The organism is Bacteroides salyersiae, assembly GCF_031172035.1.
Classification (GTDB): domain Bacteria; phylum Bacteroidota; class Bacteroidia; order Bacteroidales; family Bacteroidaceae; genus Bacteroides; species Bacteroides salyersiae.
The window spans coordinates 3,451,666-3,474,637 of sequence record NZ_CP133452.1 but is presented as its reverse complement, the minus strand read 5'-3'; the positions used below and the strand labels follow the sequence as shown (position 1 = coordinate 3,474,637).

Genomic DNA, 22,972 nt, shown 5'->3' with positions numbered 1-22,972 from the left:
AGTAATAAATGAAATCGTGAAAACATTTTCCTATAAAACCAATAGCAAACAGGTGCTCGGTGATTTACATACACCGGTCAGCATCTATCTCAAAGTGCGGGATATGTATCCGCAATCAGCACTAATGGAAAGTTCGGATTTCCATGCCGGAGAAAACTCCATGTCTTACATTGCCCTTTGCCCCTTGGCGAGTATCGGTATCAACAACGATGTTGTTACTACCATCTGTCCCGACAATAGCCGGGAAGAAAAGCCACTGACAGAGACATTCACTGTGGAAAAGGCTATCGACGGATTTATCTCCCTTTTCCAGGTGACAGGAGAACATCGGGAAGCATATGGTCTTTATGGATATACCACATTTAATGCCGTAAAATACTTCGAACATATTCCAATCAAAGAGAGTCACGATGAAATGAATGATGCACCGGATATACTGTATATCCTTTATAAATATGTCATCATCTTCAACCATTTCAAAAATGAACTGACTCTGGTAGAAATACTCAGCGAAGGAGAAGAAAGCGGATTGCCCCAACTGGAAGCCGCCATCGAAAATCGGAATTATGCATCGTATAATTTTTCCATAACCGGTCCCGTGAGAAGTCCCATTACAGATGAACAACACAAAGCAAACGTCCGTAAAGGGATTGCACACTGCCTTCGGGGAGATGTGTTCCAGATCGTACTGTCCCGAAGATTCATCCAGCCTTATGCCGGAGACGACTTCAAAGTATACCGTGCACTACGCAGCATCAACCCTTCTCCATATTTGTTTTACTTTGACTTCGGCGGTTACCGGATTTTCGGCTCTTCACCCGAAACACATTGTAAAATCGAAGGGAAACAGGCTTGCATTGACCCGATCGCCGGAACAACCCGCCGTACCGGCGATTCCATAAAAGACAAAGAACTGGCTCAAGCACTGCTTGCCGACCCGAAAGAGAATGCGGAACATGTAATGTTAGTGGATCTGGCACGAAATGACCTTAGCCGGAATTGTCACGACGTACAGGTGGTATTCTACAAAGAACCGCAATATTATAGCCACGTCATTCATCTCGTCAGTCGTGTCAGTGGAATATTGGACGAACCAAGCAGTTCGATGAAAACTTTCATCGACACTTTCCCGGCAGGTACACTCAGTGGTGCACCCAAAGTGCGCGCCATGCAACTTATCAGCGAAATAGAACCTCACAACCGTGGTGCTTACGGCGGTTGTATCGGATTCATCGGATTGAACGGCGACTTAAATCAAGCAATTACCATTCGCACTTTTGTCAGTCGTAACAATGAACTATGGCTGCAAGCCGGAGGAGGTATTGTAGCCCGTAGTCAGGATGAATATGAATTACAGGAAGTAAACAATAAGTTAGGAGCATTGAAAAAAGCAATCGATCTGGCAGAAACACTCAAAAACTGAAAACAATGAAAATTTTACTTTTAGACAATTATGACTCTTTTACCTACAACCTGTTGCATGTGGTAAAAGAACTCGGATACACCGATATAGAAGTATTTCGTAACGACCGGATAAACCTTGACGAAGTGAACCGCTTCGACAAAATCATTCTCTCCCCCGGCCCTGGCATACCCGCAGAAGCCGGCCTGCTTTTACCTATTATAAAACAATATGCACCGACCAAAAGTATATTAGGTGTCTGCCTCGGACATCAGGCTATCGGTGAAGCATTCGGTGCCACACTCGAAAACCTGGTGGAAGTATATCATGGCGTACAAACCCTCATCGATATAACCGGGAAAGATATATTATTTCAAGATTTAGAACACGAGATTCCCGTAGGACGTTATCACTCTTGGGTGGTCAGCCGCAATCACTTTCCCGACAGTCTGGAGATCACGGCAGAAAGCAAAGAGGGACAAATCATGGCATTACGCCATTGCACGTACGATGTACATGGCATACAGTTCCATCCCGAATCAGTACTCACACCACAAGGAAAGATTATCATCCACAATTTCTTAAAAGCATAAATGTATGAAACAGATTCTATATAAACTTTTCGAACATCAATATCTGGGACGGGAAGAGGCCCGTATCATCCTGCAAAACATAGCACAGGGAAAATACAACGATGTACAGGTAGCTTCGCTGATCACCGTTTTCCTGATGCGTAATATTTCCGTTGAAGAATTATGCGGGTTTCGTGATGCATTATTGGAAATGCGACTGCCGGTCGACCTCAGCGACTTTTCTCCGATCGATATTGTTGGTACGGGAGGAGATGGCAAAAACACATTCAATATTTCGACAGCAGCCTGTTTTACTGTGGCCGGAGCCGGATTTCCGGTTGTAAAACATGGAAATTATGGTGCAACATCCGTCAGTGGCGCCAGCAATGTGATGGAACAACATGGAGTGAAATTCACAAACGATGTTGACAAACTGCGCCGTTCCATAGAGAAATGCAACATCGCTTATTTGCATGCCCCCCTCTTCAATCCGGCATTGAAGGCAGTAGCTCCGGTACGAAAAGCATTGGCCGTACGTACTTTTTTCAACATGCTCGGCCCACTGGTAAACCCGGTATTACCGCAATACCAATTGTTAGGTGTCTACAATTTACCACTACTCCGTTTGTATAGCTACACTTATCAGGCAAGTAATATAAAATTCGCCGTAGTTCACAGCCTCGACGGATACGATGAAATTTCACTGACTAATGAATTTAAGGTAGCAACCAGTGAAAGCGAGAAAATCTACAGTCCGGAAAGTCTCAATTTCCATCGTTACACAGAAAAAGATCTGGATGGAGGAAATACCCCGAAAGACGCTGCCAAGATATTCGATAACGTCATGGCAAACCGGGCTACCGAAGCACAAAAAGAGGTAGTGATAGCAAATGCCGCCTTTGCCATCCACGTGATTTGTCCGGAAAAACCGATAGAAGAATGTATCGGTCTGGCACGTCAGTCATTAGAGAGTGGCAAAGCACAAGCCACACTCCGGAAGTTTATAGAACTTAATCAATAAAAAAGCAAACAATGGAAGATATATTATCAGAGATTATCGCAAACAAGCGTAAAGAAGTAGATTTGCAGAAACAGGCAATCTCAATCGAACAGCTTTCCGAGGGTATTGGCGACCTCCTTCCCACCCGTTCCATGAAACAGGCCATCGCCTCTTCTCCAACAGGCATCATTGCTGAATTTAAGCGCCGGTCGCCCTCCAAAGGATGGATAAAAGAAAACGCCCGTCCGGAAGAAATCGTTCCTGCGTATGCCGCTTCCGGTGCTTCGGCTGTTTCCATTCTTACAGATGAAATATTTTTTGGCGGTACCCTGCGGGACATCCGCACAGTACGCCCTTTGATAAATCTGCCCATTCTGAGGAAAGATTTCATCATTGACGAATACCAACTTTACCAGGCCCGTATCGTAGGAGCCGATGCAGTACTTCTGATTGCAGCTGCATTAGAACAAACCCAATGCCGCGCTTTAGCGGATAAGGCCCATGAACTCAGCTTAGAAGTACTGCTTGAAATTCATAATACTGACGAACTACCTTATATATATAAAGATATCGATATGGTAGGTATCAACAATCGCAACTTAGGCAGTTTCCATACAGATGTAGCCAATTCTTTCCGTTTGGCGGAACAGTTACCACAAGATACGATACTGGTATCTGAGAGTGGTATTTCCCAGCCGGTAACCGTCTCTAAACTCCATGACGCGGGTTTCAGAGGTTTCCTTATCGGAGAAACTTTTATGCGGACCGAGAAACCGGCCGAAACCTTGAAAGAATTCATTTCACAGGTAAACAAGCAGTAACAACCAATCTTTTATAAATTATGATAAACGGCAAATTAATAAAAATATGCGGCATGCAGGATGGAGAAAATATCCGTAAAACGGAAACGCTCAACATCGATATGATCGGTTTTATTTTCTATCCTAAATCTCCTCGTTATATCTATGAAATGCCCGACTACATGCCCGTACATGCCCGGCGTGTAGGTGTCTTTGTGAACGAACCCAGACAGACGATAGAAATGTTCGCCGATCGTTTCGGATTGAACTTCATCCAACTTCACGGACATGAGTCGCCGGAATACTGCCGTTCACTTCAATCAAACGGCTTCAAGTTGATCAAAACCTTTTCCATCTCCTGCATAAAGGACTTACATTCTGTTTACGATTATGAAAAATACTGCAACTATTTTCTTTTCGATACAAAATGCCAACAATACGGCGGTTCGGGCAATCAATTCGACTGGAGCATTCTACATGCCTATAATGGCAATGTCCCTTTTCTGCTTAGTGGCGGTATCAATCCATATAGTGCGAAGGCCCTTCGTGAATTCCATCATCCCCGCTTAGCAGGTTATGATCTTAACAGCCGTTTCGAAACAAAACCGGGAAGGAAAGATACGGAACGTATCCGCCTATTTCTAAACGAATTACGTCAACAATAAAAAACAAAGTATATGAACCGAATTAATCAACTTTTCAATAGTGATAAAAAAAATCTGTTATCTATCTATTTTTGTGCAGGCACTCCCACTCTGAACGGTACAACCAACGTTATCCGTACGCTTGAGAAGCACGGTGTAAGCATGATTGAAATCGGCATTCCTTTCAGCGATCCGATGGCCGATGGCATTGTGATACAAAATGCAGCCACACAGGCCCTTCGCAATGGAATGTCATTAAAATTGCTCTTTGAACAACTCCGTGACATTCGTAAAGATGTAAATATCCCACTCGTTTTCATGGGATACCTAAATCCTATCATGCAGTTCGGCTTCGAAGAGTTCTGCCGTAAATGTGTAGAATGCGGTATCGACGGAGTCATTATCCCCGATCTCCCCTTCCGTGATTATCAGGAATACTATCGCCCCATCGCCGAACGCCATGATATCAAAGTAATCATGCTTATCACTCCCGAAACCAGTGAAGAACGTGTCCGGGATATCGATGCCCATACGGATGGATTTATCTATATGGTATCCTCGGCAGCTACCACCGGTGCACAACAAGATTTTGATACGCAAAAACGAGCCTATTTTAAAAAGATAGACGGAATGAAACTACGCAACCCACGCATGGTAGGTTTCGGCATCTCCAATAAAGCGACTTTCCAGGCTGCATGCGACAATGCCCGTGGGGGTATTATCGGAAGCCGTTTCGTCACCTTATTAGATGAAGAAAAAGATCCCGAAAAAGCCATCCTCCGTCTATTAGAAGCCATCCGATGATTGATGAATCAAGAATTATGATTGATGAATTACCAATGAAGAATCATGCATAGACGACCATAGACTCCGTGCGCTAATTCATCAATCATAATTCATAAATCATAATTCTTTTGTATCTTTGCCGTCGATTTAACAAGAAAGCCACAAATATGATAGCCAATTACCCTTCCGTTTTGTTAATATATACCGGAGGAACTATCGGAATGATAGAAAACCCGGAGACCGGTGCTTTGGAAAATTTTGACTTCGACCATCTGTTAAAACACGTCCCCGAGCTAAAACGCTTTAATTACCGAATCTCCTCTTATCAATTCGATCCTCCTATCGACTCTTCGGATATGGAACCCCTCTACTGGGCCAAACTTGTGAAAATCATCAACTACAATTACGATTACTTCGATGGTTTTGTCATTTTGCATGGAACGGATACAATGGCTTACACAGCTTCGGCATTGAGCTTCATGCTCGAAAATCTAAGTAAACCGGTTATTCTTACAGGTTCTCAACTCCCTATAGGAACATTACGAACCGATGGAAAGGAGAATCTGATAACGGCAATTGAAATAGCAGCTGCCAAAAACGCAAACGGCACAGCAATGGTTCCGGAAGTATGCATCTTCTTTGAAAACCATTTGATGCGTGGAAACCGTACAACCAAAATTAATGCTGAAAATTTCAATGCTTTCCGCTCTTTCAATTATCCGGCGTTAGCACGTGTCGGAATCCATATCAAATATGAACCTAACCTTATTCACAAACCGGACCCGACAAAAGCCTTAAAGCCACATTACCTGTTTGATACCAATGTGGTAATATTGACCCTTTTTCCCGGCATACAAGAAAGCATTATCACCTCCTTACTCCATGTAGAAGGACTGAAAGCCGTAGTATTAAAGACATTCGGTTCGGGCAATGCCCCGCAAAAGCCTTGGTTCATAGAGCAACTGAAAGCAGCTACCGAACGAGGAATCATTATTGTTAATATTACCCAATGCTCTTCGGGAGCCGTAGAAATGGAACGTTATGAAACAGGTATTCAGCTACTACAAGCCGGTGTCATCAGTGGCTACGACAGCACACCGGAATGTGCTGTAACAAAACTAATGTTTCTACTCGGACACGGTTTAAGCAATAAAGAAATCAGATATAAAATGAACTCCTGCCTGATTGGAGAAATAACAAAACCTAATCAACAATGAAATAGCGTTATAACAAGGCAACATTAATGGCTATTGTATCAGAATAGCTACCTAAAAAGAGTATTCATAACAAAAATATTCAAGAAAGCCGTATCCCTATTTCAAATAGTAAATACATACGGTTATTTACATTTGTGTTAACATTATTAATTCTCTATCTTTAAACCGATTCCCTGTATATTCAAATACACATCTCAACAAAACAATATCATAAGCCCCTTCATCAACCTAAAAATTATATTCAACATCACACAAAGCACATACTTTTACAAAATAAGCAAACGCAATTTATATTTCATTTATCATCCTATCAGATTTACAGAAAAGCACTAAAGGCTAACCAATTTATAATCAACACAAACACTATGCGATCTACAAATAACACCGCAATCCTGATATAAACCGTCAAATTATATACAATCCCAATTATTCTACACACAAGAATCTTATATAACTTTCTTCACAAAAAATCAAAGCACAATCCAAATATCGTATAGCAAACGAGCGTCTATCCTATTCATTCTCATTTTACAAATACAGACAACACAAAATAGACAGAATATACAATTATAGAAATAATGAAAGAAATAACAGACAGTACAACTAAATCATATTTTATTAATAAACAAATAGTTACATCTAACACACAAACCACAATGAAAAGTTGTAATATCCATCCAACAACCATTTAAAAGATGTTAATAAAAACACTTTTCCTCTCACAACACGTTAGTATATTATAAATTAATAGATACCTTTGTGACCAATAACAAACTAAGACTTGTTATCTATTTAATAGTAATAACAGAGCAAGCAATTAATTATGAAATTCAATCTTTGCAAGTCAAGTACTGTTTCACTCCTTGTGGGAGCAGTCGCATTTACCAGTTGTGTAGATAATGACAAAAATCTCTTTGATGTGGAAAAAACCAAAGAACTTTATCAGAGTTCTTTTCCTGTACAAAACATCGATCCAAGTATGGATTGGAAAACGACTCAAGGCGTTAATGTATCCGTCAGTGTGAATGAGGATATGGGAACTAATTACAAAGTGCAATTGTTCGACGCCAACCCATTAAATAAAAACAGCAATGCCAGACTCTTAGCAGAAGGATACGCCAATCAAGATATGAAACTTGAAACAACGATGGATTGTCCGACTGCCTTAACTACCGTCTTCGTTGCCCGAGCAGACAACAAAGGACGTTACATCGTAAAACCGGCAAACATCAGTAATGGAAGAGTTGCAGTTGCTTTTGGTAACGGCAATACCATCGTTTCCCGGGCTACCCGTTCTGTGGACTTCACAGTCCCCACAATGGAAGCGCCTTATAGCGAACAGGAAATAGCAAGCAAATTGCAAGAAGCTACCGAAATTCAGCAAGATTGGAATCTGGGAGCTATGCAAAATTGGGATAAAAACAAATACGAAGGCTATGATATATTCAATACACCGAATAATCAACCACGTTTTTTCAAAATAACCTCTCCTTGCACCGATATATTATATTCTTCGGGAAGCGCCACCATTAAAGTAATAGTGGCAACCAAGTTAACTTTGACTAAAACACCCGATTTATCAGGTCACGTAGAACTAATCGTCGTTGCAGGAGGTGAAATTGTCATATCCGATGGATTAAAATTAAGCCGTACATCCCAAATAACCGTATTAGGTGATGGGAAAATAACAGGAGAAAAGCTTGAACTCACCAATGTAGGTTCTGCAAATCCCAATTACAATGCAGGAACCATCGAATTGGACAAGTTCACAATGAGCGAACCTAACGGACTGATTTATAATTGCGGTACATTCAAAGTCGACAATCTGGATATAAGAAATAACACCACTAAATTAGTCAACCAAGGAAAAGCCTATATCGAAGAAACACATACCCGTTGTACAATTGAAAACGGCTGTTACCTTGAAGTCGAAGATTTTGACGGTGTTCTCAGATTAGGTGAATTATCTTCTGCTACCATTGAAACTTACAATAAAAACAGAGGTGACAACCCGGATTTGACATTAGGCAAAAATTCCATATTGAATATTGAAAAAGCATATTTGACAGAAGAACACTTCCACGGCCCTTCAAACGGATATGCATTGGTAAAAATCGAAGAGGTCGAACAGTTAAACAACTTCCAGTCAGCAGGTAACATCTATTATGAAATAAAGGAATTTGATGATGACATCAGTACAGAAAAATGGATGGACCGTTTCTACGATGCACTGAAAAACTCAGAAGGAACAATCTCTAAGTTCGGAGAGTCTCCTATCACAATCCCTGCCGGAGATTGCACAGGAGAAGGTAATACTCCGAACGAAAGCGGTGAAGAAATCGAAGTGAATCCGATGAACTATACCTACGCATTCGAAGACAATTATCCTTCAGCAGGCGACTACGACTTTAACGATATCGTGTTGAATGTTTCAACTGAGTATACAAAAGAAAAATCTACAAACGCAATAAAGTCTATACAGTATAACATCACATTAAGTGCTGTTGGAGCAACCAAACAATTAGGAGCTGCCTTACGCTTGGTAGACGTTAATAAAAGTGCTATTGCAAGCGTTTCATTTGACGGCAGAACAGAGATGCGTTCGACATTGGCTAATTCCATGTTCGAAAACAGTGCAATAGAAAGTAACGGCAACGAAGTTGTCATACCTCTCTTTGGAGATGCACACCAAGTATATGGATTCGGTGGAAATTCACGACCGATGCTTAATACCGACCAGCAACGGACCAATGAAGTTTATACCCTGAAAGTAATCATTACACTTACCGATCAAAGTAAAACAGCACCGGTTTTGACCAAAGACAATCTTGATTTCTTTATAGCATACTCTATGGGTAACCAAAGTCCGAGAACTGAAATCCACCTATACGAGTTCAGAAAATACGGTGCTACCGCTAATGGCAATGTACATAAAGAAAATCTGGATGCTGCCGGTAATCTGACTTGGGGAATTTCCGTACCGGAATTTAAGTACCCGACAGAGATGACCAAGATCACCGACGCTTATCCACAATTTGAAGCATGGGCACAAAATCATACAAGTAACTTAGATTGGTACAAGTATCCTACTGATAAAACTGATAAGAAATATATCTTTGAATAATCCGAGAGTCTTTCTTAAAAAATAAAATAAAAGCCGGAATTAAAACTTACCGGCTTTTATTTTGTCCCAAATAACAGACTTTATATAAAAATGGGCAAATTACTCTATTTTATAGAGCGCAGTTATTAAAATAATATATATATTTGCACGGATTGAGAAAGGGAATCGTGTATTAATCGTAATATTAACGAAGCAAACAAAGTAAAAAGGTTCGATTACTGATATGAAAAAAAAGATATTACTCATCGATGATAAAGCATCCATAGCCAAAGTAGTTTCGATCTACTTAGGTAAAGAATATGATTTCACATATTGCGAAAACCCAATAAAAGCCATTGAATGGTTACACGAAGGAAACATGCCGGATCTTATTATTTCAGATATACGTATGCCGGAAATGATGGGAGATGAATTTCTACTTTACATGAAACATAACGAATTATTCAAATCGATACCTATCATTATGCTTTCAAGTGAAGAAAGCACAACCGAACGGATCAGATTATTGGAAGAAGGTGCAGCCGATTATATTCTAAAACCCTTTAATCCTCTTGAGCTTAAAGTCCGCATAAAAAAAATCATTGACTAAGATTCCCTATGTTACATCTTGTCTATATCGGAAGATACGAAAGAACTATCGAACATTTTTCAAAACAGGTAAAAGAATCATTCTACCATGTATTGACATATGCCAAAGCTACAAAAATTATAGACAAGATACGGGAGAAATACGATATTATCATATTATTCGAACAAACTGACATACAGAAAGACATCCTGGACATCGAATATCTACGGAAGAAATATCTCGGAATATACATGGTACTTGTGATGGATTCACTCACCAAGGAGGAGAGCCTGCAATATTTGAAAGCCGGAATCAATAATACAATACCATTCGAAGCTCCTCAAGAAGCCATCGAAAGCTTGATCAATTTTCAGAAACGTAGAAAGCAGCAAAAAATAAAAGATATTCAAAAAAAAGGAGAGAACATACAAACGTTTAAACTCCCCGTCTGGAAAAGATGCTTCGATATCGTTTCTTCCGGTTTTGCACTGATTATCTTGTCCCCTTTGTTGATCATTACCGCCATAGCGATCCGCATGGAAAGCAAAGGGGCAGTCATCTACAAATCCAAACGTGTAGGAAGCAATTATCAGATATTCGACTTTCTGAAATTCCGCTCTATGTACACAAACGCCGATAAGCACCTTAAAGATTATAATTCATTAAATCAATACCAGACAGATAGCATAGAAGAGGATATCATCTGGGAAGAGACACCCGATTTCGAAGAAAATGAAAATGAAATCGTTTTAATCTCCGATGATTTCGTGATTTCTGAAGAAGCGTATATTAATAAAAAAACACAGGAGCAGAAAAATGCGTTCGTCAAATTGGAAAACGACCCCCGTATTACACGGATAGGACGTATCATCCGCAAATATAGTATCGATGAACTACCTCAGCTTATCAATATTCTGAAAGGAGACATGTCCGTCGTAGGCAATCGTCCCCTTCCTCTTTACGAGGCAGAATTACTGACCAGCGACGAATACATCGACCGTTTCATGGCTCCTGCCGGATTAACAGGACTTTGGCAAGTTGAGAAACGGGGGAATTCCGGAAAGATGTCAGCAGACGAACGTAAACAATTAGATATTAAATATGCAAAAACATTCTCTTTCTGGCTGGATATGAAAATTATCCTGAAAACCGTGACAGCATTTATCCAAAAAGAGAATGTATAATATGTATGTCTGAATGATAGCCCCCCTTTTTCATATCGCAAATGATTTCTTTTTCTTCTGTATTATATTATCCGGTATATATCTGTTTATTTTTGCCCTGATAGCGTTATTCAGACATTCCGGTAAATATCCTGCAACAGAAAAAAAATATCGTTTTGCCTTATTAGTTCCCCTGCAAACTCATATTGAAGATTTAAAATATCCGAAAGAGTTATATACTGTCATTACATACAACGATCCCGTTTTAGCCGTCAGAGAACTTGATGAAAACCAATATGACATTGCAGTGATACTGGGAGAAACCACTCATGTTTCCCCGCTTTTGCTACAAGATATCAATGATGCATATGATGCAGGCGTAATGGCTATGCAGTTGCATCACATTATCGAACACCGGCCCACCGGAAAGATTCGCCGGAAAGCCATTCGTGAAGAGATCAGAAACTCAATCTACAGACAAGGGCATGTGCAGGCAGGCCTTTCTTCCGCACTCGAAAAAACAGATATTGCCATAGACGCCAAATGGCTAAAGCAAAATCTGAAAAGTCCGAAAAGCAATCTTGAAAGCAGACTCCTAATGCAGAATATTTTCATAGAATATCTGCACTATGCACATGTATACAGTGATTCTCCCCGTCCACTTCCCTATTCCATGTCCAAATGGAAGGCACTATCCAAACTTCCGGTAACACTGCTTGCAGGAAACTGGGATTATGCCGACAAACTGTTCCGACAATTGGTTCCCTCCTGGAGAGTCTTGTTCTTGATTTGCAGCATTTGGTGCATCATCGCCACATGCTACGCCTGGACTCTCTCTTTAAGATGGTGGTTCTTATTATTCGGCCTACTGTTTACCCTATGCCTGGCCATCCCCGACTACTTGATAGAAAAGAAAAAGAAATAACCCTAAAGTCTTCAATGATATGAATATCGGAAAACTTAAAAATAACATCAAGCAACATGCAGGCTTAAAGAAAGCCGTACACCGATTTATTATGCACCCGGTAAAAACAAGACCTAATTGGTGGATCCGATTATTCTACTTCACTTATCTGAAACGAGGAAAAGGCTCGGTGATTTACCGTAGTGTACGTAAAGATCTCCCCCCCTTCCGCCGTTTTTCATTAGGAAAAGACTCGGTTGTAGAGGATTTCTCATGCCTCAATAATGCCGTGGGAGATTTAACTATCGGGGATTATACCCGTATCGGATTGGGTAATACTATCATAGGACCGGTACAAATAGGCAACCACGTCAATCTGGCACAAAACGTAACCGTCACCGGATTAAATCATAATTATGCAGACGTCGACAAACCGATTGACGAGCAAGGGGTGACTACCCTACCGGTCATCATCGAAGACGATGTATGGGTAGGCGCGAATGCTGTAATACTGCCGGGCGTCACGCTTGGCAAGCACTGCGTTGTAGCTGCCGGCAGTGTAGTCAGCCGTCCGATACCGGCTTACACAGTATGTGCCGGAAGCCCCGCACGTGTCATCAAACGTTATGATCCGGTAACCAAAGAATGGAAAAAAGAACAAAAGTAACTATATATAGTTAGAGGAGCTATGTAATATACCTTATTCAAGGGATTGTGCCACTGCCTGGAACGCCCTATCTTTGCAGTATCAGAATTTAATTAATTAGTCATAATTTTATTACGTAGCCACATTTAAGTAAAATGAAACAGTGTCCTGTCGAAGTGATTTCGCCAGGATTTTGTTTTATTTCTACTTTCGGTAAGCTCTCCACGAAAGCCAGAAAGCAAATAAAATAGCCAATAACGTGGCAGCAAATGCCCAATAGTTAGGAATACGTGATTCTGCTGCAAGTTCATAATCGCCTGCCAAAAGGCGAAAAGCATCTACCTTCCAGATTACAGCCGAGTCTCCCTGTTGAAACATCGCATTAGAAGCAATCACTTTTCCCGGCATAATCAATTCATTCCGCATCGTATATCCGAACAATTCCACTATCCGCCCACGGTCTTCAGCCATCTTGTCGATATCCTTCTCATTGGCTTTATATACATTCGAGAAATATTTCGTTTGCCATAAATCATTTAAAAAGTCACATACTTCTTCCGGAGTACTCTCCTTCTCTTTCTTAGAAACATACTTGCTATAAATATCTTCCTTAGATTCTTGCAAACGCCGTATATAAGACGTATCACCTTGCAGGGATGTAAAATGCGCCACGACTTCAAAACTGATTTCATACTGACTACGATTATACCATTCCCAAAACTTATTTTCAATATCATCCAGCCGATTATTCAATTCAATACCGTTCCATCCGGCAAAAGCATTCTCATCACCGCGAAACCAGATCTGCCGTTCTTCGTCACTAAAATATCGGTCCAAAGGTACAGGACCTTTATCCGGGAGTTCCGAATAAATAGCTTTGTATGAATAATAGGTATAGAACCAACGGAACTTCTTCTCTAAAATTTCCTGCGGAACAGCTAAGGGAGCAGCATATTCTTTTGTATCCGATACCTCGAAATACTCCCCGGACATTCCCGGAATATCCCGGCATACTTTTACATTCAGTTCCTGTTCGTTTCCCCAAAAATTAAATTTGATTGAAGAGCCCAATCCAACCAACTGCCAAGTATCAGAATCTATCTGAAACAAAAACGGGTTTTCTGCCCTGTCACCCGCCAGAAAAGCAGAATCGCCATAAGCATACACCTCTCTATACAGGCTGCCATCCGTTTTTATACGGGAAACCATACGGTAAGAAGTTTGACACGAAGCCATACTGAACAGGATAACGATTGCCACTATTAAATTATTTGTCTTCATACTATATCTGTTTAATCTGTTTTATTCATAATTTCCGACATACACCTTTGTTTCTGCTGCTTATGCTTTATATAGCGGACAGAGCAGTAATTCCCCTTTTCCATAAGGCTCATCTTTTTCCAGTTTTCCGGCAAAGAGAAAGAGGTACATTGCCAGGCGCTGTATTCCTTTTCCGCCCCATCAGAGAAAGAGGGAAAGAAGGTCTCACCTAAAAGCAAACACAACCATACTGCGGCAACTGTTCCCAAGACACAACTTCTAATTATAAAATTCCGCCTTTTCCTCTTTGAAACCGTTTGGCTTATTCTCTGCACAATAGCGGAGGTCAAGTCTTCCGGATGGTCCAATACCGGTTGCCCGCTTCTTATTCCAGACAACCATTCTTCATAACGCTTATCTTCCTGTCTCATAAATCGGGGTCTGTTTGATTCATTTTATTTCGTATATTCTTACGTGCCAGATAAAGATTCGTCTTGATCTTCCCGGCAGAAAGCCCGGTTATTTGCCGCACCTCCTCCACTTCAAGTTCTTCTACATCCCGCAACATAAAAACCAACCTCTGCCGGGGAGTAAGTTCATCCGTATATTTCAGAATGAGTTCTTTCAATTGTTTATTAGACACATTTCTTTCAATATTATCCCCGGATGCCATATCGACAGAAGTCGAAGTATCCGAACTGTTATCCAAAGGCGAATGCCGCATCGAGCGTAACCGGTCATAGCAGGTATTACAAGTTATCTTGTAGAGCCAAGTGGAAAAACGGCATTCTCCGCTATATTGTCCCAATGACAGCCACACCTTCACAAACGTCTCCTGCACCATATCTCTGGCCTCGTCTTCATTGCACAATAACCGGAAAGCAAGCCGGAATACAAGCGGTTGAAATTCGGAAACCAAAAGAGCAAAGGCGGCCGTGTCCTCTTGTCTGCTCTTATCTACAAGTACTTGTATTCTTTCCTGCTCCATCATTATAACATCTTGTTTATAATATGATACGTAACAAAACGTATCCGGTCGATTGTGAAGTACCAAATATACAAAAAAAATCCCCGGACAAATAATTTTATCCGGGGAGAACATATATAATTAAGGTCCGGCTTACTGGCCTACCTCACTCAATTTCTCTTTCACATCATTGGCTTTATCGGCAACTTTACCGGCTACTTTCACACCCGCCTTCACAGCTTTTGCCTTGGCATCCTCCATTGCAGTTTCCGCATCTGCCTCTATTTCGCGAAGAGCATTGAACACATCATTTTTCAGTTTCTTAGCTTTTGCAGTGCGCGAAAAATGATAAACCAGCGCACCAATAGCAGAACCGATCCCGAGTCCTACTAAAAATTTAGTACTTCCACATTCCATAATCAAATCAATTTATGTTAGTTAATATAATAAATGCATCGCAAAAAATTAGCGGGAATGGCTGAATAATGAAGCAATCCACAGAAACAGGATAGCCCCCACAACGGAAGTTATCAAACTGCCGATGATGCCTGTTGCCGCAAGTCCGAGCAGAGAAAACACCCAACCGCCCAACACACCACCGATTATCCCCAAAACAAGATTAACCAGCAAGCCAAAGCCACCGCCTCTTGTTATTTTACCGGCCACATAGCCGGCTATTATTCCTATCAGAATATACCAGATAAAGTTCATAATATTCTTTTTTGTATGTTTATACGATAGGAACATATCTGTTCGGAGAAAGGTTCGGAACAACAAAAGGGAATTAACGAGAATTTAGAGTAAGACATAAAAAAACAGTGTAGAAGTTTCCTTCTACACTGCCCCTATCTCTTATAAAAATAAGAAAATCTTATTTATTAGTACCGTACATTCTTGCCCGTAACTCTTTAATATGATCCGAAGTGATATATTCGTCATACTCCATCATCTTATCGATAATACCATTAGGAGTCAACTCTATCACACGGTTTGCCACGGTCTGAATAAATTCATGGTCATGTGACGAAAACAGGATATTGCCTTTGTAAGTCTTCAAATTATTGTTGAATGCCTGAATAGATTCCAAATCGAGATGATTGGTCGGTGTATCCAAAATAAGACAGTTGGCATTGCGGAGCTGCATACGGGCAATCATGCAACGCATCTTTTCACCTCCCGAAAGCACACTTACTTTCTTCAGCACCTCTTCACCCGAGAATAACATACGTCCCAAGAAACCTTTCATATACACCTCATTTCCTTCACCATACTGGCTCAACCAGTCTACCAGATTCAAGTCAGTATTAAAGAAACCGGTATTGTCCAATGGCAGATAAGCGGTAGTGATAGTCACTCCCCAGTTAAAACTTCCGGCATCAGGTTTCATATTCCCATTAATAATCTCGAAGAATGCAGTCATAGCACGCGGATCACGTGACAGAAATACAATCTTGTCCCCCTTCTCCACATTGAAGTTCACGTCGTTGAACAGCACCACTCCCTCTTCCGTCTTCTTGCTCAGTCCGGAAACTTCCAAAATCTGATTACCCGGTTCGCGCTCGGGCGTAAAGATAATACCCGGATATTTACGTGAAGAAGGTTTAATCTCTTCCACGTTCAGTTTCTCCAACATCTTCTTACGGCTTGTAGTCTGCTTACTCTTTGCCACATTGGCACTAAACCGGCGGATAAACTCTTCCAATTCCTTCTTCTTCTCCTCAGCTTTCGCCTTTTGGTTCTGCTGCTGACGAAGTGCCAACTGGCTCGATTCATACCAGAAACTATAGTTACCTGCAAACATATTGATCTTTCCATAATCGATATCGACCGTATGCGTACATACAGAGTCGAGGAAGTGACGGTCGTGACTAACCACCAGCACGGTATGTTCAAAGTTCGACAGGTAATCTTCAAGCCACATCACGGTTTCCATATCCAAGTCATTGGTAGGTTCGTCCAGCAACAGATTGTCCGGATTACCGTAAAGCGCCTGCGCCAACATCACGCGTACCTTTTCCTTACCGCTCAATTCACCCATCAGTGTATAGTGCTTGTCTTCCTTCACTCCCAAGCCACTGAGCAACATGGCGGCGTCACTTTCGGCATTCCAACCGTCAAGTTCCGCAAATTTCTCCTCCAATTCGGACACTTTCAAACCGTCCTCATCGGTAAAGTCTTCTTTGGCATACAATATTTCGCGCTGTTTCATAATATCCCACAATACGGTATGCCCCATCATCACTGTATCCATCACCGTAAAAGCATCCCATTTGAAGTGGTCCTGGCTCAATACCGAAAGGCGTTCGCCCGGGCCTAATGCAATCGTTCCGGTAGTCGGATCCAGATCGCCATAAATAGTACGCAGAAAAGTAGATTTTCCTGCACCGTTGGCACCAATTATACCATAACAATTCCCACTTGTAAACTTCAGGTTTACATCATTAAACAATACCCTTTTACCAAACTGTACCGATACGTTTGAAACTGTAATCATCTTAAATAATTAATTAATGTGCTAATATGCCAATGTGCCAATTACCATGCAGTGTATTGCCATAGCGCAGCCAATTGGCATATTGGCACATGGACACATTGACACATTATTATTTCCGGCCGCAAAGATAGGTATTTTTAATGAATAACATACTATACCGGTTGTGTCAATCTGACAGAAAAGTATTACCTTTGCTGCGTTTTTTGGCATACAAAGTAAATTGGCAAAGTTTTTGCTGATATGCCACTATATTGTAACGTCTATCGACATGAAATTGAATCCATTTAATAAGAACAAAAAAAATAAAGATATGAATCCAAAAGAAAAAGAAGCAGAAAAAGAACTGAACAGCCAGGAAACCGAAAACATTGCAGAAGAACAACTGCAAGAAGAAACAACTGATCAGGAAGCTCCCCTTACCAAAGAAGAAGAGTTGGAAAAGGAATTGGAAAAAGCGAATGAAACAATTGAAGACCAGAAGGATAAATATCTTCGCCTGTCGGCAGAATTTGACAATTACCGGAAACGTACAGTAAAGGAAAAGGCCGAATTGATTTTGAATGGAGGTGAAAAAAGCCTTAGTAGCATACTTCCTGTCGTAGACGATTTGGAACGCGCTCTTCAGACAATGGAAAAAGCAACGGATGTGGCAGCCGTGAAAGAAGGCGTAGAACTGATCTATAACAAATTTATTTCCGTGTTGGGACAAAATGGCGTAAAAGTAATCGAAACCAAAGACAAACCACTGGATACCGATTACCACGAAGCCATCGCAGTAGTTCCCGCACCGTCTGAAAAACAAAAGGGAAAGATTCTGGATTGTGTACAGACCGGATATACACTGAACGATAAAGTACTGCGCCACGCTAAAGTGGTAGTTGGAGAATAAAATAAATATATGGAAAAGAGAGACTACTATGAAGTGCTGGAGGTGACGAAAACCGCAACAGCAGAAGAAATAAAAAAAGCGTATCGTAAAAAGGCAATCCAATTTCATCCGGATAAAAACCCGGGTGATAAGACAGCAGAAGAGAAATTTAAAGAAGCTGCCGAAGCATACGACGTGCTGAGCAATCCGGATAAGCGTGCCCGTTACGACCAGTTCGGTCATGCAGGTATGGGCGGTGCGGCCGGCAACGGAGGTCCGTTCGGAGGTTTCAGCGGAGGAATGTCTATGGATGACATCTTCTCCATGTTCGGTGATATTTTTGGCGGCCGTGGTGGCGGTGGCTTTGGAGGTTTCAGTGGATTCGGCGGTGGCGGTAGCCAACAGCAAAGACGCTACCGTGGCTCTGATCTCCGTGTAAAAGTAAAACTGACATTGAAAGAGATCTCCACAGGAGTAGAAAAGAAATTCAAATTAAAAAAATATGTACCTTGTACGCACTGTCACGGAACAGGTGCAGAGGGTGACGGTGGTTCGGAAACCTGTCCGACCTGTAAAGGAAGCGGTTCGGTAATTCGCAACCAACAAACGATTTTAGGTACGATGCAAACGCGCACTACCTGCCCTACTTGTAACGGTGAAGGTAAAATCATTAAAAACAAGTGTAAAGAGTGCGGCGGAGATGGCATTGTATATGGAGAAGAAGTAGTTACAGTGAAAATTCCTGCCGGAGTAGCCGAAGGAATGCAACTGTCTATGAGTGGAAAAGGAAATGCCGGTAAGCATAATGGTGTACCGGGAGATCTGCTGATCCTGGTTGAGGAAGAACCGCATGAAAGCCTTATCCGCGATGAAAATGATTTGGTATACAACTTGCTTCTCAGTTTCCCGGCTGCCGCCTTGGGTGGTGCTGTCGAGATACCTACCATCGATGGCAAAGTAAAAGTAAAGATCGATGCAGGAACACAACCGGGTAAAGTTCTTCGTCTGCGTGGCAAAGGATTACCGAGTGTCAACGGATACGGTACAGGAGACCTGCTGGTAAACGTAAGTGTTTATGTGCCGGAAGCATTGACAAAAGACGAAAAGAACATACTTGAGAAATTAGATGCTTCTGATAACTTCAAACCGAATACTTCTATAAAAGAAAAGATTTTCAAGAAGTTCAAAAGTTTCTTTGACTGATAACGCAAAGTCATTGAATTGATAAATATTGAAACGCAGATTTCCATGAGTTAATAAACCTCTTGGAAATCTGCATTTTTCATTTTTATAAAGACACAGACTTCGACAGATTGCCGGCAGGAAGTTATCAAATTGGCAAGTATAAACATTTCGTATTCAAAGCTCAATAGGTTCTACTCAAATCTAAAGCAGCAGCACAGTCCCACTCAAACAATTATATATCAATGACATAAACCACTAATATCAGATATAAAAGATAAGAATTTTCAGCAGACAAAGAATAGTAATTAACACACTATTAAAATCATATTTTTATATACCAAGAAATACATTCTTTATACACAAGAAATATATCTTTTGTAAGACTGATAATGAAATGCGGAAAAATCAATTAACAATGTTAAAAGACACCATCCATGATTTTGTATAAATAAAAAACAATGAGTATTTATTCCCAAACGTTTTTGTATTTATACAGACTATTATTATTTTTGCCGCAAAAAACAGGTATGCGTGAAAATATTTCAATCATCGGAAGAGGGATCGGACAAGTAATGTTTCAAAATAACGCGCTTTCCGGAATAATCATGTTAATCGGAATCATCTGCAATTCATGGCAACTTGCCATATTAGCCGTTGCAGGAACCGTTGTAGGCACAATAGCCGCCTCTCTTTTAAATTACGATAAAGAAGATATCCGTGCCGGTCTTTATGGTTTTAATGGCACTTTAGTCGGCATTGCCATAGGAGTGTTTATGGAAATTAATATCATATCTGTTGCATTATTAGTAATAGGGGCAGCCATATCCTCATGGGTTGCACATTGTTTTCGCCGGCAAAGTTTATTACCGGGATTCACAGCCCCGTTCATTCTTGTCGTATGGCTTTTACTCATAACATGCCATTATCTATATCCCGCTATACTACTACCCTCTCTCTCTGAAAATCCGGATAATGCAAGTCATTTTTTCCAATCATTCAGTTTAAATATCGGTCAAGTGATGTTTCAGGGAAATATCCTCTCCGGACTTTTCTTTCTGTTGGCTATCCTCATAAACTCCCGTATAAACGCTTTTTATACTGTCATCGCTGCTGCTCTTCCCTTACTCATAGGCTTGTTTCCAAACATAGACCTTACGGCATGGAATATAGGATTATTCGGATATAATGGAGTTCTTTGTGCCATTGCTTTGGGAGATTATACACATAAAGGAAATGTCAAAGTAATACTATCCGTCATACTCTCTATTCTGCTACAAATAGGGGGCATGCAAATAGGAATGACTACTCTAACCGCCCCATTTGTCATTTCGGTTTGGATGATCAATCTACTATGGCGTATAAAGCAAGCATAAGGCAATGCCTATGTTCTATTATATAATTTACCTGCTGTTCCTATATTAGGGATATTCAGCATTATACAACAACAAAGCCCCGACACAGTCATTATCACAATAAATCGTTATAACTTTACCAATCAAACATTTATATGATTTGTCTTCCCAATCGCCCCTTGTATCCAAAACGCCTTTAATCAATCATTCACAAAAACGTCATAATTAGATACATTAATGAAACGAATGCATCCTCTCCAAACATAAAGTGTTAACCCAAGACTATCAAAATAACAAACACCATAATTACGACCATTTTTTTTAGGACCACGTACATATATATCACCTATGTCATCAGGTAACAAATTTACCAAAGATAAAAAATCATCATACAACATATTTATCAATTCATGACCTTTATATACGCAAGATATATCTGTTCTTATCTCGTATATGATTTTATTTGTTTTTTCATCTGTCCAAAGTGATACCCCTAAGTCTGGAAAAGTATAAGTATCACTATATACTTTCATTTCCTCTTTTGAAATATATTCATAATTTAAATGAAAATAATTCTCCACATTTGTTCCTAATACAAAGATTGATAACGATTTTAGTGGTATCAATATGTTAACGACCTGTTCTTCCATGTTCTTCTCCTTTATTTTTAAGTTCACCAGTTTGTCTGATATTTCTTATTTTTTTCAAGTGCTTGCCTCTCTTTTATTTTTAGCAAGTTCCTTTTGCTGTTCCAAATCTTTTATCTGTTTTTCACTTTTAGCTTTAGCTCGTCCGTCGTCTCCATATTTTTCATTCTTACTACTATCAGTTGCCTCATCAACTGTACGCTTAGGAGAACTATCCCCTTGAAGTGTAAGTATAATAAAAATCGGACCAATATAAGAATCTGAAATTCCCGCATGCGAGCATTGAAATCATATTAATTCAATCCATGCGTAGAGAGAAGTTCCTTACCAGTGTACCTCTTGAGCTGAAAATCATAATTGGTGCATCGGAAAATCAAACCGGAAGGGAGATATTCCAAACTTTGAACCACATCACCGGTCTTCCCGTCATAGACCAAATGAACACTACCCAAATAATCACAAATATAAGAGATATCTACATGCATTATGCATCCGTAAAGAATCAAGTTTGTAGCAATTGCTACATAAATATCAACAAAATTATCCAATAATCAGTTATCATATTTCTAAAATCAATAAAAATAAAAACCTTACTAAGCTATAAAATGCATTGGACACTTTTCAATACTTATATAAAAGTGTTTTCTATATTCACCAGGGATATCCAATCTATCGCCATAATACTCCACGGCTACAAAAGTGACTAAAAACGTATTTAGCTTTATCTCTTCAGTAAGCTCCCCATTCATTTTAATAGTTATTACATGATTACCTAATGTTGTTTTAGCAGAATACTGTTTATCTAAATGAAATACACTGTTAATTTTATCATCTATGATTTTAATTCCGTCTACAAAAATCTCTAATTGAGCTGGATCTGCCAAAGATTCATTAGCTATATAAAACACTAAATTACCTTCATATTCAATTCTATAATACAATTGCTGAAAAATACCACACATAAGTATTACTGAGAAAACAATTAAAAACCTCCTCTTTATCTTTTTCATACAAATCCACATTAATTATTAATATTCAACATATGTACGGGCGATTCCCAATCCCCTATTAGTTTTTTTTCTTTATTATTACGCCTCCTGCCGAAGGACTACTATATCTAACATATTCCCAATTATCTCCTTGATTTAAAAGATCTTTTCTATAATTACTATGTATCAATTGTAATTGTTCATTATTCATTTTAGTACAACTCATCCATAAAATTCCTCCAGGGTACTTCCCCATCAATCCAGACGAATGATCTAAACCTGCCAGATGTCCTAATTCGTGGGCTGCGACTCCTAATCATAACCCAGATGCAAATAATCCTCCACATTTGTTCCTAATGCAAAGATTGATAACGATTTTAGTGG

23 protein-coding genes are annotated in these 22,972 nt (G+C 40.1%); 15 read left to right on the top strand and 8 right to left on the bottom strand.

Annotation, left to right across the window (positions count from 1 at the left end):
- Positions 1-16 precede the first annotated feature (16 nt).
- From RB604_RS12845 to RB604_RS12790, 12 genes are all read left to right on the top strand, one after another.
- A complete protein-coding gene (locus tag RB604_RS12845) occupies positions 17-1,423 on the top strand; it encodes an anthranilate synthase component I family protein (RefSeq protein ID WP_007480506.1) in 1,407 nt (468 codons plus the stop codon).
- Positions 1,424-1,428: 5 nt separating this feature from the next.
- On the top strand, positions 1,429-1,995 hold the full coding sequence (locus tag RB604_RS12840) for an anthranilate synthase component II (RefSeq protein ID WP_007480505.1): 567 nt from the start codon (positions 1,429-1,431) through the stop codon (positions 1,993-1,995).
- A gap of 4 nt (positions 1,996-1,999) precedes the next feature.
- On the top strand, positions 2,000-2,995 hold the full coding sequence (gene trpD, locus RB604_RS12835; RefSeq protein ID WP_007480504.1) for an anthranilate phosphoribosyltransferase: 996 nt from the start codon (positions 2,000-2,002) through the stop codon (positions 2,993-2,995).
- 11 nt (positions 2,996-3,006) lie between these two features.
- Positions 3,007-3,795, top strand: a complete 789-nt coding sequence (trpC, locus tag RB604_RS12830) for an indole-3-glycerol phosphate synthase TrpC (RefSeq protein ID WP_055294981.1) — start codon at positions 3,007-3,009, stop codon at positions 3,793-3,795.
- A gap of 20 nt (positions 3,796-3,815) precedes the next feature.
- The gene (locus RB604_RS12825) at positions 3,816-4,439 is read left to right on the top strand and encodes a phosphoribosylanthranilate isomerase (RefSeq protein ID WP_025819601.1); all 624 of its coding nucleotides are present in this window, start codon (positions 3,816-3,818) and stop codon (positions 4,437-4,439) included.
- A 12-nt stretch (positions 4,440-4,451) separates the two neighbouring features.
- The gene (gene trpA, locus RB604_RS12820; protein ID WP_055294979.1) at positions 4,452-5,222 is read left to right on the top strand and encodes a tryptophan synthase subunit alpha; all 771 of its coding nucleotides are present in this window, start codon (positions 4,452-4,454) and stop codon (positions 5,220-5,222) included.
- A 149-nt stretch (positions 5,223-5,371) separates the two neighbouring features.
- Positions 5,372-6,421: an asparaginase gene (locus RB604_RS12815; RefSeq protein ID WP_025819600.1), complete on the top strand. Its 1,050-nt coding sequence runs from the start codon at positions 5,372-5,374 to the stop codon at positions 6,419-6,421.
- Between the two features lie 823 nt (positions 6,422-7,244).
- Positions 7,245-9,545, top strand: a complete 2,301-nt coding sequence (locus tag RB604_RS12810) for an LruC domain-containing protein (protein ID WP_055294976.1) — start codon at positions 7,245-7,247, stop codon at positions 9,543-9,545.
- A gap of 223 nt (positions 9,546-9,768) precedes the next feature.
- Entirely contained in the window at positions 9,769-10,134 is a 366-nt protein-coding gene (locus RB604_RS12805) for a response regulator (protein ID WP_005923369.1), read from the top strand.
- 8 nt (positions 10,135-10,142) lie between these two features.
- Positions 10,143-11,297, top strand: a complete 1,155-nt coding sequence (locus RB604_RS12800) for a sugar transferase (RefSeq protein WP_122282046.1) — start codon at positions 10,143-10,145, stop codon at positions 11,295-11,297.
- Between the two features lie 13 nt (positions 11,298-11,310).
- A complete protein-coding gene (locus RB604_RS12795) occupies positions 11,311-12,201 on the top strand; it encodes a hypothetical protein (RefSeq protein WP_021936305.1) in 891 nt (296 codons plus the stop codon).
- A gap of 19 nt (positions 12,202-12,220) precedes the next feature.
- On the top strand, positions 12,221-12,847 hold the full coding sequence (locus tag RB604_RS12790; RefSeq protein ID WP_055294974.1) for an acyltransferase: 627 nt from the start codon (positions 12,221-12,223) through the stop codon (positions 12,845-12,847).
- Positions 12,848-13,030: 183 nt separating this feature from the next.
- Here RB604_RS12790 and RB604_RS12785 read toward each other — a convergent pair whose 3' ends face one another.
- From RB604_RS12785 to RB604_RS12760, 6 genes are all read right to left on the bottom strand, one after another.
- On the bottom strand, positions 13,031-14,107 hold the full coding sequence (locus RB604_RS12785) for a hypothetical protein (RefSeq protein ID WP_005923382.1): 1,077 nt from the start codon (positions 14,105-14,107) through the stop codon (positions 13,031-13,033).
- 11 nt (positions 14,108-14,118) lie between these two features.
- Positions 14,119-14,517, bottom strand: a complete 399-nt coding sequence (locus RB604_RS12780; RefSeq protein WP_055294972.1) for a hypothetical protein — start codon at positions 14,515-14,517, stop codon at positions 14,119-14,121.
- A complete protein-coding gene (locus RB604_RS12775; RefSeq protein WP_005923386.1) occupies positions 14,514-15,077 on the bottom strand; it encodes an RNA polymerase sigma factor in 564 nt (187 codons plus the stop codon). Before RB604_RS12775 ends, RB604_RS12780 begins: the two co-directional genes overlap by 4 nt.
- A 129-nt stretch (positions 15,078-15,206) precedes the next feature.
- The gene (locus RB604_RS12770; RefSeq protein ID WP_005923388.1) at positions 15,207-15,470 is read right to left on the bottom strand and encodes a YtxH domain-containing protein; all 264 of its coding nucleotides are present in this window, start codon (positions 15,468-15,470) and stop codon (positions 15,207-15,209) included.
- A gap of 48 nt (positions 15,471-15,518) precedes the next feature.
- Positions 15,519-15,764: a GlsB/YeaQ/YmgE family stress response membrane protein gene (locus RB604_RS12765; RefSeq protein WP_007480498.1), complete on the bottom strand. Its 246-nt coding sequence runs from the start codon at positions 15,762-15,764 to the stop codon at positions 15,519-15,521.
- 160 nt (positions 15,765-15,924) lie between these two features.
- Positions 15,925-17,547 (bottom strand): ABC-F family ATP-binding cassette domain-containing protein, encoded by a 1,623-nt coding sequence (locus tag RB604_RS12760; protein WP_007480497.1) that lies wholly within the window; start codon positions 17,545-17,547, stop codon positions 15,925-15,927.
- A gap of 310 nt (positions 17,548-17,857) precedes the next feature.
- On the opposite strand from RB604_RS12760, the gene RB604_RS12755 reads away from it, so the two are divergent.
- The 3 genes from RB604_RS12755 to RB604_RS12745 all read left to right on the top strand — a co-directional run bounded on the left by RB604_RS12755 (position 17,858) and on the right by RB604_RS12745 (position 20,973).
- Positions 17,858-18,436, top strand: a complete 579-nt coding sequence (locus tag RB604_RS12755; RefSeq protein ID WP_005923397.1) for a nucleotide exchange factor GrpE — start codon at positions 17,858-17,860, stop codon at positions 18,434-18,436.
- Between the two features lie 9 nt (positions 18,437-18,445).
- Entirely contained in the window at positions 18,446-19,618 is a 1,173-nt protein-coding gene (dnaJ, locus tag RB604_RS12750) for a molecular chaperone DnaJ (RefSeq protein ID WP_055294970.1), read from the top strand.
- A gap of 509 nt (positions 19,619-20,127) precedes the next feature.
- On the top strand, positions 20,128-20,973 hold the full coding sequence (locus RB604_RS12745; RefSeq protein WP_055294968.1) for an urea transporter: 846 nt from the start codon (positions 20,128-20,130) through the stop codon (positions 20,971-20,973).
- A 179-nt stretch (positions 20,974-21,152) separates the two neighbouring features.
- On the opposite strand, the gene RB604_RS12740 is transcribed toward RB604_RS12745, so the two are convergent.
- Positions 21,153-21,602, bottom strand: a complete 450-nt coding sequence (locus tag RB604_RS12740) for a hypothetical protein (RefSeq protein ID WP_055294966.1) — start codon at positions 21,600-21,602, stop codon at positions 21,153-21,155.
- A 590-nt stretch (positions 21,603-22,192) separates the two neighbouring features.
- Positions 22,193-22,609, bottom strand: a complete 417-nt coding sequence (locus tag RB604_RS12735) for a hypothetical protein (RefSeq protein WP_021935570.1) — start codon at positions 22,607-22,609, stop codon at positions 22,193-22,195.
- Positions 22,610-22,972: the final 363 nt, after the last annotated feature.

What these genes read in the sequence shown, in the direction of transcription:
- RB604_RS12840 (WP_007480505.1), top strand. Translation starts at nt 1,429, where the DNA reads ATGAAAATTTTACTTTTAGACAATTATGACTCTTTTACCTACAACCTG.
- trpD (WP_007480504.1), top strand. Translation starts at nt 2,000, where the DNA reads ATGAAACAGATTCTATATAAACTTTTCGAACATCAATATCTGGGACGG.
- trpC (WP_055294981.1), top strand. Translation starts at nt 3,007, where the DNA reads ATGGAAGATATATTATCAGAGATTATCGCAAACAAGCGTAAAGAAGTA.
- RB604_RS12825 (WP_025819601.1), top strand. Translation starts at nt 3,816, where the DNA reads ATGATAAACGGCAAATTAATAAAAATATGCGGCATGCAGGATGGAGAA.
- trpA (WP_055294979.1), top strand. Translation starts at nt 4,452, where the DNA reads ATGAACCGAATTAATCAACTTTTCAATAGTGATAAAAAAAATCTGTTA.
- RB604_RS12815 (WP_025819600.1), top strand. Translation starts at nt 5,372, where the DNA reads ATGATAGCCAATTACCCTTCCGTTTTGTTAATATATACCGGAGGAACT.
- RB604_RS12810 (WP_055294976.1), top strand. Translation starts at nt 7,245, where the DNA reads ATGAAATTCAATCTTTGCAAGTCAAGTACTGTTTCACTCCTTGTGGGA.
- RB604_RS12805 (WP_005923369.1), top strand. Translation starts at nt 9,769, where the DNA reads ATGAAAAAAAAGATATTACTCATCGATGATAAAGCATCCATAGCCAAA.
- RB604_RS12800 (WP_122282046.1), top strand. Translation starts at nt 10,143, where the DNA reads ATGTTACATCTTGTCTATATCGGAAGATACGAAAGAACTATCGAACAT.
- RB604_RS12795 (WP_021936305.1), top strand. Translation starts at nt 11,311, where the DNA reads ATGATAGCCCCCCTTTTTCATATCGCAAATGATTTCTTTTTCTTCTGT.
- RB604_RS12790 (WP_055294974.1), top strand. Translation starts at nt 12,221, where the DNA reads ATGAATATCGGAAAACTTAAAAATAACATCAAGCAACATGCAGGCTTA.
- RB604_RS12785 (WP_005923382.1), bottom strand. Translation starts at nt 14,107, where the DNA reads ATGAAGACAAATAATTTAATAGTGGCAATCGTTATCCTGTTCAGTATG.
- RB604_RS12780 (WP_055294972.1), bottom strand. Translation starts at nt 14,517, where the DNA reads ATGAGACAGGAAGATAAGCGTTATGAAGAATGGTTGTCTGGAATAAGA.
- RB604_RS12775 (WP_005923386.1), bottom strand. Translation starts at nt 15,077, where the DNA reads ATGATGGAGCAGGAAAGAATACAAGTACTTGTAGATAAGAGCAGACAA.
- RB604_RS12770 (WP_005923388.1), bottom strand. Translation starts at nt 15,470, where the DNA reads ATGGAATGTGGAAGTACTAAATTTTTAGTAGGACTCGGGATCGGTTCT.
- RB604_RS12765 (WP_007480498.1), bottom strand. Translation starts at nt 15,764, where the DNA reads ATGAACTTTATCTGGTATATTCTGATAGGAATAATAGCCGGCTATGTG.
- RB604_RS12760 (WP_007480497.1), bottom strand. Translation starts at nt 17,547, where the DNA reads ATGATTACAGTTTCAAACGTATCGGTACAGTTTGGTAAAAGGGTATTG.
- RB604_RS12755 (WP_005923397.1), top strand. Translation starts at nt 17,858, where the DNA reads ATGAATCCAAAAGAAAAAGAAGCAGAAAAAGAACTGAACAGCCAGGAA.
- dnaJ (WP_055294970.1), top strand. Translation starts at nt 18,446, where the DNA reads ATGGAAAAGAGAGACTACTATGAAGTGCTGGAGGTGACGAAAACCGCA.
- RB604_RS12745 (WP_055294968.1), top strand. Translation starts at nt 20,128, where the DNA reads ATGCGTGAAAATATTTCAATCATCGGAAGAGGGATCGGACAAGTAATG.
- RB604_RS12740 (WP_055294966.1), bottom strand. Translation starts at nt 21,602, where the DNA reads ATGGAAGAACAGGTCGTTAACATATTGATACCACTAAAATCGTTATCA.
- RB604_RS12735 (WP_021935570.1), bottom strand. Translation starts at nt 22,609, where the DNA reads ATGAAAAAGATAAAGAGGAGGTTTTTAATTGTTTTCTCAGTAATACTT.